This is a genomic window from Microcoleus sp. PH2017_08_TRC_O_A, assembly GCF_020738665.1.
Taxonomy (GTDB): domain Bacteria; phylum Cyanobacteriota; class Cyanobacteriia; order Cyanobacteriales; family Microcoleaceae; genus Microcoleus.
Genome location: NZ_JAEQCE010000144.1, coordinates 1 through 8,157 on the forward strand (window position 1 = coordinate 1; position 8,157 = coordinate 8,157).

General features: G+C 43.3%; 12 protein-coding genes. All 12 read right to left on the bottom strand.

The genetic code is table 11. From position 1 onward, the window contains the following. Positions 1-37 precede the first annotated feature (37 nt). Positions 38-325: a type II toxin-antitoxin system Phd/YefM family antitoxin gene (locus tag JGK22_RS31580; protein ID WP_293186934.1), complete on the bottom strand. Its 288-nt coding sequence runs from the start codon at positions 323-325 to the stop codon at positions 38-40. 129 nt (positions 326-454) lie between these two features. Then, positions 455-697 carry a hypothetical protein gene (locus tag JGK22_RS31585; RefSeq protein ID WP_293186924.1) on the bottom strand — a complete coding sequence of 81 codons (243 nt, stop codon included), beginning with the start codon at positions 695-697 and terminating at the stop codon, positions 455-457. A 450-nt stretch (positions 698-1,147) separates the two neighbouring features. Continuing rightward, on the bottom strand, positions 1,148-1,903 hold the full coding sequence (locus JGK22_RS31590; RefSeq protein WP_293186925.1) for an SDR family oxidoreductase: 756 nt from the start codon (positions 1,901-1,903) through the stop codon (positions 1,148-1,150). Between the two features lie 81 nt (positions 1,904-1,984). Then, complete coding sequence (locus tag JGK22_RS31595; RefSeq protein WP_293314454.1) at positions 1,985-3,535, bottom strand: ATP-binding protein; 1,551 nt, start codon at positions 3,533-3,535, stop codon at positions 1,985-1,987. Positions 3,536-3,803: 268 nt separating this feature from the next. After that, positions 3,804-4,469 (bottom strand): DUF4145 domain-containing protein, encoded by a 666-nt coding sequence (locus tag JGK22_RS31600; protein ID WP_293214338.1) that lies wholly within the window; start codon positions 4,467-4,469, stop codon positions 3,804-3,806. Positions 4,470-4,865: 396 nt separating this feature from the next. After that, a complete protein-coding gene (locus tag JGK22_RS31605) occupies positions 4,866-5,198 on the bottom strand; it encodes a DUF5615 family PIN-like protein (RefSeq protein WP_293214340.1) in 333 nt (110 codons plus the stop codon). Then, a complete protein-coding gene (locus JGK22_RS31610; RefSeq protein WP_006634608.1) occupies positions 5,195-5,425 on the bottom strand; it encodes a DUF433 domain-containing protein in 231 nt (76 codons plus the stop codon). Before JGK22_RS31610 ends, JGK22_RS31605 begins: the two co-directional genes overlap by 4 nt. Before the next feature lie 253 nt (positions 5,426-5,678). Beyond that, positions 5,679-5,960: a hypothetical protein gene (locus JGK22_RS31615; protein ID WP_293199268.1), complete on the bottom strand. Its 282-nt coding sequence runs from the start codon at positions 5,958-5,960 to the stop codon at positions 5,679-5,681. Continuing rightward, positions 5,957-6,508, bottom strand: a complete 552-nt coding sequence (locus JGK22_RS31620; protein WP_293186935.1) for a DUF6036 family nucleotidyltransferase — start codon at positions 6,506-6,508, stop codon at positions 5,957-5,959. The genes JGK22_RS31615 and JGK22_RS31620 overlap by 4 nt, the downstream gene beginning before the upstream one ends. Positions 6,509-6,589: 81 nt before the next feature. Beyond that, positions 6,590-7,168, bottom strand: a complete 579-nt coding sequence (locus tag JGK22_RS31625) for a Uma2 family endonuclease (protein ID WP_293208864.1) — start codon at positions 7,166-7,168, stop codon at positions 6,590-6,592. Between the two features lie 82 nt (positions 7,169-7,250). Further along, complete coding sequence (locus tag JGK22_RS31630; protein ID WP_293208867.1) at positions 7,251-7,835, bottom strand: Uma2 family endonuclease; 585 nt, start codon at positions 7,833-7,835, stop codon at positions 7,251-7,253. A 36-nt stretch (positions 7,836-7,871) separates the two neighbouring features. Further along, positions 7,872-8,157, bottom strand: a 286-nt coding sequence (locus tag JGK22_RS31635) for a type II toxin-antitoxin system RelE/ParE family toxin (RefSeq protein WP_293186933.1), incomplete at its 5' end; no start/stop codon positions are given.

The window sequence follows — 8,157 nt, forward strand, 5'->3', positions numbered from 1 at the left end:
TATATTTTCTATGTCATGAATAGCAGTAGGAGATATCTCAACTCGGTAGGTCATATTTTTTTTGAAGCTCTTCAAAAGCTTGATGAATAGAAACCCCTTCGCCTCGATCGAATTCCCCTAAGCTTTGACGAATACCTGCAAGAGTTTCAAGAAGTTCTAACCGATTAAGTAGTTTTTCATAACTTTCCGCATCCTGAAGCACAGCAACCGCTTTACCATTAATGGTAATTACGATTGGTGTTTTATCTATTTCAAACTGATGAAGCAACTCAGGAGCTTCCTGTTGAAATTGGTTCAGGGGACGGCTACGGGAGAGGTTAAGCATGGTGTTCACTTTTTTTGAGTGTTGTTAACAATTTAGCAAAAGTTATTTTTTATTGCCTAAATTATAAAAGCACCAATTTTCTGTATGTCAAACTCTCGATCGAGCTTCCAAATCATCTCCAAGGTGACTCTATTCCGTCCGTTCCACTGTGCTGTTAGCTGGCTGGCTACTAGGCGATGCTTCTAATTTCTGCCGAATTGCGGCCTGAATTTTTGCGTCAAAATCGGGATCGCTTGGGCTTGCAATGATTGATTTCGGACGCTGACTGAACCTGTCTAAATATGCCTGACAAGCAGCTCGATCTTGGCGATTTTCCAGAAAGTACCGTCTCAATTCGGCATCGCTCATAGCCTCAAAATTCACTTGGCTCATCAGAATACCTCCCCATTCGGTACAATTTCAAACTCAAGGTCTTCACCATATCCAGCTAGAACGTATACGTTTCGAGTACGACGATCTATACAAACCAGATGAATCGGTTGCAACATGATGAACGTCAACTGATAGCTGACGCGATATAAACTCTCTAACTGAGCAGTAGTTGGCATTTCGGTCACTCACTCCACCTACTGTCTATTTTAACTGTTCCGAGTTCAAATGAACTCATCAGTTTACTTTACTGTTGTTGGAATGGCGTTCTATTGTGGTTAAGCGGGGGTTTGTGCTACTCATAAGGCGGAAAGGAGAATCTTCGCCGGAATCCTTAATTCTCGATCGAGATTCCGAATCATCTCCAAAGTCAGGGAGTGTTTGCGAGATAACGACCCCATTTTAGCTTGGGGAATTGTCTTAAGCAGCCTAAAAAACCTCACGTTCTCAAGGTTACTGAAGACCACCATTACTATAAATCAGTTGTCTGTTGATCCATCCGCCTTCTTTGGAACACAGAAATCTGACTAGATTAGCGCAATCCTGTGGCATACCGACACGATCCAACAGAGTGATGGATTGCACATCAGTTTTGAGTGCTTCGGACATCCAGCCAGTATCAGTCGCACCTGGATTTATTACGTTCGCAGTGATGCCCAGCGACCTAAATTCCTGTGCCGAAGCGAGTACGATCCGATCCATAGCACCCTTGCTGGCACCATAGGGGAGATTGCCTGCGGTATGGTCGCTGGTAATCGAAACAATACGACCAGATCCAGTTTCCCCTCGGAATCTCTGACCAAACTCTTTGATCAATAGCCAAGTAGCACGGGCATTGACGGCAAAGTGTAAGTCAAAGCTCTCAACTGACGTGGATAGAATATCACTATCAACTGAATGGCAATGAGCAATAACCATTGCCGTAACGTTTCCCAGGTCATGCTCAACAATATCGAATATGCGCGAAGCAGAATCAGTCAAGGATAAATCAACCTCGATCGCTGTGGAGCGCACACCGAATTGCTCAAGTTTGTGGCAAAGTGACTGAACCTCTTTCGGATCGCTGCCCCAAGGCATTGACGCATCGTATGGCTGCCAATAGGTCAGAGCGACATCCCAGCCTGATTTTGCTAATTCTTTGGCAATTGATGATCCGATGCCAATAGTCCGACTTGCACCAGTTATAAGAACTATTGGTCGCTGGGTCATACATTTCTCCACAAGTAAGAATGATAAGTCGATCGCACACCCTCGGCGATCGGCAAAATCGACACATCGATCGTAACCTCTTCAAGCACGAATCACTGTAACCGATCGCCCCATTGGTGTCAAATGAATTTCAGTTTTCAGCCGTTCTTCTAACTCCGGTGCATTATCTCTGCGATCGAATATCACCAACCAACCCGAATCTTGTCCCAATCGAGCCAAATACCCATCCAACTGTTCCAACCCTTTACTCAACGGATCGACTTTCCGAGTCCGCCAAACCTTCAGTTCAATTCCTAATGTTACCTCACCATAACGCAAACATAAATCCATGCGATCGCGCCCGATCGCATATTCTCTCTCCAACGTTCCGCCACCATTAATCACCCGATGCAGAAACGCCATCAGCACTAAATGCGGCGCAATTTCGGGGTAAGACGCACTTTTGAGTAACGGTTCGCCATGTTGCAACCAAAATTCTAAAAAAGTTTTCAGTAAAGCCTGAGTATCTAATTTACCTTCTGATGTCAACCAACTCGGTGCAATTTGGGGCAGAGAGGCCATTGGAGTTACGGTGAGCACGCGGGGCAAAACTTCGCGATAAATTGGATTGGCGATCGTCAATCCACCCTGAACGTCCATCTTACACAAACCCAAATCGATTAAAAACTGAATATCATCATTGGGGATATTGCCGAGTTCCAAACCCGCCAACATCGGCTCGATAATTGCTTTGACTCGGTTTTCTCTGAGTCGTTCAGCCAAGCTATCCAAATGCGTATCTTGTCGTTTTATCAGAATTTCTTTAGCTTCTAAAATATGTTCTGGTGTAATTTCTATAGATTCATCTGTTACTAATTCTTCGACGATTTCTTTGGCTAAAGCATTCACCAACCAAGGTTGTCCTTGTGTTAATTCAAAAGCTAATGCTACGGCTTCTGGTGTAAAAACTTGTCCGGTATCTTGGGTATGTTGCCCGTAGAGTTCTGCGACTTCTGAGGCATTAAAATTTCTGAGCGTAATCGATCGCACTTTAATATTAAACGGACTGGATGTATTTAGGCGATCGCTACCACCCGCAGCCACTTTGTAATCGCGAACATCCCGCAAACCGATTAAGCCCACCGATTGCGGAAACGCACGAGGACGAGAGGGATAACCATTGCGTAATTGACGCAAAACCGATAGCAATACTTCATTTTGGAGCGAATCAATTTCATCGATGAAGACTACTAAAGGGCGAGGTGAAGTTTGTGCCCACTGCCGCAAGGTTTCTTCAATTCCTTGTCCCACCTCCATTTCTTGTTTTGGTGGTGGCTGGAGCTCCGGTGGCAAATAGACTCGCGCCTCACTTCGCCAAGAACTTAAAATGACCGCTTGGGCTTGTTGTGGATTGTCATTAAAGGGCGAACCTAACTCCACGGAAACCACGATCGCAGTGTACTGTCCGCTGTCAGTGAGTTGCTTGGCCAAAGCCAGCATTGCCGTGGTTTTACCAATTTGTCGGGGTGCGTGGATGACAAAATAGCTTTGCTGAGCAATCAGTCGCTCTAAATTCGGGAGGCGTCGGGTTGCCGGCAACATATAGTGAATGTTATCGCGGCAAGGGCCAGCGGTATTGAACCAACGTGGCATAGGTCAACTGGGGCGAATGGGGCTGCTCTCAGTTTACTTTACTGTTGTTGGAATGGGGTTCTATTGTTGTTAAGTGGGGTTTGTACCGACTCATCGGGTGGAAATGAGAATCTTAGGCGGAATTATTAATTATCGATCGAGCTTCCGAACCATCTCCAAAGTCATACAGCATTTACGAGATAACGTTCCTAGTCAGCGGCTGCCAGGAACTTTGCGATGACACAGAGGCTCTAGTAAGTCCGCTGCACTAGGGTTGTTATGCCGCTGTTTACTGTTCCGATAAAGGTATTTTACTCTTTAACTCCTTCAATGTTTCCGCAGCTTCTTGCTGACGATACCTGTCAAAATATAATCTCTCAAGAACATAATTTACTAATGTGAGTAAATTTTCTGCATCTTGCGCTTTCACTTGCTTTGCAAAAGCAAGATGATCTGAATGTGCGCCTTCATTGCCAAGATCTTTTATACCGTTGATGATTGTTTGTAATTCTTCTGGCATTTTCTCCTGCTTAAATAATTGAGAGAGCCTGTCATGTAATTTTATGAAATAGCTTTTGCCTTTATTGTTTGTGCTTTCAGTAGGTATTTTAAAGTCATTGCAAATTTCTTCTAACACTGCCCTGCACAAGATGAAGCTTGCTCGTGGTGATCTAGCAAGAACCGCTTCAGCCTGCTTAACTACCTCAGAAATAGACAGAGGAATTGAATCATGTAATTGCCTTGCAGGAGCATATAAAACAGACCGCCCATAACAACGGAACTGGGGTTCGTTTGGGTTCTGCTCATCCTCTTCTTCAATACCTCCCGCACTGTAAAGAAGCACTGTTACAGAATCACAGGTCAAACAAGTGAGAATTTTAAAGACTTGAATTGTGTAATACGAGTTTTCTTCATTATCGTACAAGTGGTGCGAAAAAGCTTTTTCGCATTTCATTACACTGCCGCAATTGCATAATTCTTTACTTGACTCAACCTCACAGTCATACATTGCTAACCTCTAGTGTCCTTAATCAATAGAAAGCACTAACTTAACATTTATTTTTCTGATGACAAGTAACTTTTAAGTACCGTCCCAACCCAAGATTGAAGCGGCATAACTTATAATTGTATCGCAGTTGCAGTACAATACTGGATATAGTCGAATAATACCGCAGCTCGAGGATGTATGTCAACCCCTTCTTAACTCCCCATCAGAATCTCATTTCCTCGATCGAGTTCGCCGCACGATTTGACTCAATCACTTAAGCCGTCGCACTGAAAAAAGCTATCTTCATTATATTTTAGATTAGAGAGCATTTAGAATCGAGCTCACACTGGGGCGAGCTGTGCATTATGATAAAGCAAGCAGCGATAAACTCTCATCTTCATAAAATAATTCGATCGCGTTGAACTCCCGACGCAGCAAATTTTCAACTTGTGATGTCGAACAGTTTCCAAGTCGAAGCCAAATAACTTTCGGTGGATTCCCAAATACTAAGCTCAGGTCGTGCATATCCGCGTCTTTCGAGACAATCATCAAATCATTGTCTTTTGCATAATCCCAAACTATTGGGTCGATCGTTGCTTTCATGCCCACATCTCGAACATGAAGTGAATTTGGAAAAAGATCGCTCAAACGATTCGGCAACTTGGGCGACAAGTTTTCATCAAAAAGTAATTTCATGCGGATAAGGTAGCGGTCATAAACCGACGCTCACGGTCAGCAGCATAAGCTATACAAGCTTTTAAATCTTCTCGTGTCAAATCGGGAAAATCGTCGAGAATTTCTGCTTCGGTCATCTCGGAAGCCAGGTACTCAAGCACTTCATAAACTGTAATTCGCAAGCCGCGTACACAAGGCTTACCACCGCGTTTATTTGCTTCGATCGTGATGTGGTTTCGGTAGTTCATAAGAAACACTCGGTAATATCATTTTTCTGTGAAGCTACATAGAATGTATTCTTTTGTTGTGCTGTGAGTCCAGTCGCCTGGAGCGCATTAGTGATGAGGGAGTTATCGATTTCGATCGTGGTTTTCATAGGTATTTTGGGGTGAGTCTTATCGATCGCGCTTTCATCCAATTACAAGCGATCGCCCACCGGCAGCGATCGACATCTTTTTTTTTAATTAAATCCTTTTGTTACTGCCGATCGATCGCATATTCTCACATATAACGAAGTTCAAGTGCATTGCAAAAGCTACTCAAGCGATTCAGCAAAGCATTGTAGTAGGGATAAGCATCATCTCGTTCATCTTGAAGGCGGGCATAAAGAGTCAATTCTGGCTCTGCGGCCAGACGATCTTTAGGAACATCTAAGCCCGCTTCGGCTAGGCGAGTTGCCGCGATCGCGACTAACAATGACCCAATTGTATTAGTTTTACCATGATGAAGATCGTTCAGTCCAGGTAGAATTAGCTCTGCTCCCGGCAACTCATTTAAGTTCATAACTGTCCATCCTCTATGTTACTTTCAAAACGTTTGATGAAGTTCTCAACTCTGCTTCTGAGCGCATCAGGATTAAGAGAGGGAAATCGGATTAATTCGGGTGCAATACTCTCAAAACTATTACGCAGTTCTTCTAAGGAAAATAATTTCTGTTCGTACATGGCTTGAACATCTTTAATGTCCCGATCGAATCCCCTGGATATTTTGGAGAGTGCTTGGGCTATAAAGTCATAGTGATAAAACGAGATTTGACCGTATTTGCCAATGAAGATACTCCTGTCGCGCCACCCCGGAATTGTGGGTAAGAAATCCTGTGGGGAAGCCAGTTCGATATTAATATTCAATTCTTGTTTGATTTTGGCGATCGCACCAAAAATGCCTGGGGGTTCAGGATCTAGACGAATATCGATATCAATGGTCGAACTCCGCCATCCAATCAGTAGGGCGCTAGCACCACCCGTAAAATAGATGCAGCCTGAACCCTGAGCCTCTCTGCCCAAGACTTGCATCAGTCGTTCTATCTTCTGAGAGTCAACATTCGGACGCATATGCTGCACAAATATTTAAACGGTAACAGATTTCTTATAACTCTACATCAATATTATTACATCGCCCTCTTAATAATAAATTCAAGATTGCTGCTCGAAAACAATTTCTTCATATAATTGCTCGATCGCCAAACTCAACCCAATACTTCTAAGCTCCACGCGATCGCCCGCTCGATAGCTCAGAATCAACCAATCCCCTGCTTCATTTCTGTGATACATATCGATCGCCATCTCATCCGAACTCACCAACACATAATCGACCAAATTCGGATTGCGGCGATATTTTTCAAACTTTTTGCCGCGATCGTAAGCCTCGGTACTATCCGATAAAACCTCAACAATCAAACAGGGATAGGCAATATATTGAGGGCTAGAATTATCTCGCCGATCGCAAGTGACACTCAGATCGGGATAGGTATAGTTGCGAGTATTGAGGATATTTACGCGGCAGTCAGAATTGTATGTTTTACAACCACTACCCCGCAGATGGGGCTTGATTGTCGTTAAAAAGTTTCCCGCGATATCACTATGATTTCTAGTCCCGCCACTCATCGCATATACGCGACCATCCATTAGCTCATGTCTTTCTAATTGTTGCTCCTCCCAAGCAAAATACTCTTCAGGCGTAAAGTACCGCTCCTGCTCTCTAGCTGCAATCATAACAATCTCCTAATTTAAAAGTAGTAATACCAACACGCTCACTGGACGTAAATCACCTTAGTTTTATGATATATGTCAACTTTTAAGGTGTTGTTTCTGGAGTAAGGTCGAGGTTGCGATAGACTTGTTCGATCGCAAAACTGAGATTGATGCTTTTTAGTTCTATGGTATCACCTTCTTTGTAGTTAATGATGATCCATTCACCTGTATCTTTTTTATGATACAAATCCATTTCGATACTGGTGGAACTAACCAGCAAATAGTCTTGTAAGACAGGGTTGTTGCGGTACATTCTAAATTTGCTACCGCGATCGTAAGCCTCAGTGCTGGGAGAGAGAACTTCAACGATTAAGCAGGGGTAGGTAATGTATTGGGTTGTGGTTTTATCGCGATCGTCGTACGTTACACTTGCATCGGGGTGGATATAGTTTTTGGTTCCGACAATGTTGACTCTCAGATCGGAGTTTCCTGTTTCGCAACTGCTGTTTTCTAGATGATTGGAGAAGAGAGTTGTGAGTCTGACGGCAATGCGACCATGATTGACGCTACCGCCGCTCATGGCGTAGACTTGGCCGTCGATATACTCATGCTTTTCTAGCTGCTTTTCTTCCCAAGCAAAGTATTCTTCTGGGGTTATTTGAGGAAAGTTTTCTTTGGCGGCGATCATTTTTTTAGGTAATGGGTAATGGAGTTTATTTCTATTTTACTCTTCTTCATCATTATCCAAAAGCTGTTTTAAAGAATCAAAATTTTGTTGAGAACTGTGACGAACGCGGTGAATTTCAACCATTCTAGTATTTTCATCTTCTACGATACTAAATAAAATACGATATTTCTTCTCATATAAAATTTGACGTATTTCCAGGTCGAAATACTCACTTTCTAATGCTAAGGGACAACGACTAGGAAAGCTTTCCAGTTTGAGCATTATTTCATAACAGCCCCTAACCCAACGATAGGATTTTTCAGGAGCATTGAGCTTGAGCCAC

Bases quoted from the DNA above. Each gene is read 5' to 3' on its own strand.
- JGK22_RS31580 (WP_293186934.1), bottom strand. From the start codon at position 325: ATGCTTAACCTCTCCCGTAGCCGTCCCCTGAACCAATTTCAACAGGAA.
- JGK22_RS31585 (WP_293186924.1), bottom strand. From the start codon at position 697: ATGAGCCAAGTGAATTTTGAGGCTATGAGCGATGCCGAATTGAGACGG.
- JGK22_RS31590 (WP_293186925.1), bottom strand. From the start codon at position 1,903: ATGACCCAGCGACCAATAGTTCTTATAACTGGTGCAAGTCGGACTATT.
- JGK22_RS31595 (WP_293314454.1), bottom strand. From the start codon at position 3,535: ATGCCACGTTGGTTCAATACCGCTGGCCCTTGCCGCGATAACATTCAC.
- JGK22_RS31600 (WP_293214338.1), bottom strand. From the start codon at position 4,469: ATGAAATGCGAAAAAGCTTTTTCGCACCACTTGTACGATAATGAAGAA.
- JGK22_RS31605 (WP_293214340.1), bottom strand. From the start codon at position 5,198: ATGAAATTACTTTTTGATGAAAACTTGTCGCCCAAGTTGCCGAATCGT.
- JGK22_RS31610 (WP_006634608.1), bottom strand. From the start codon at position 5,425: ATGAACTACCGAAACCACATCACGATCGAAGCAAATAAACGCGGTGGT.
- JGK22_RS31615 (WP_293199268.1), bottom strand. From the start codon at position 5,960: ATGAACTTAAATGAGTTGCCGGGAGCAGAGCTAATTCTACCTGGACTG.
- JGK22_RS31620 (WP_293186935.1), bottom strand. From the start codon at position 6,508: ATGCGTCCGAATGTTGACTCTCAGAAGATAGAACGACTGATGCAAGTC.
- JGK22_RS31625 (WP_293208864.1), bottom strand. From the start codon at position 7,168: ATGATTGCAGCTAGAGAGCAGGAGCGGTACTTTACGCCTGAAGAGTAT.
- JGK22_RS31630 (WP_293208867.1), bottom strand. From the start codon at position 7,835: ATGATCGCCGCCAAAGAAAACTTTCCTCAAATAACCCCAGAAGAATAC.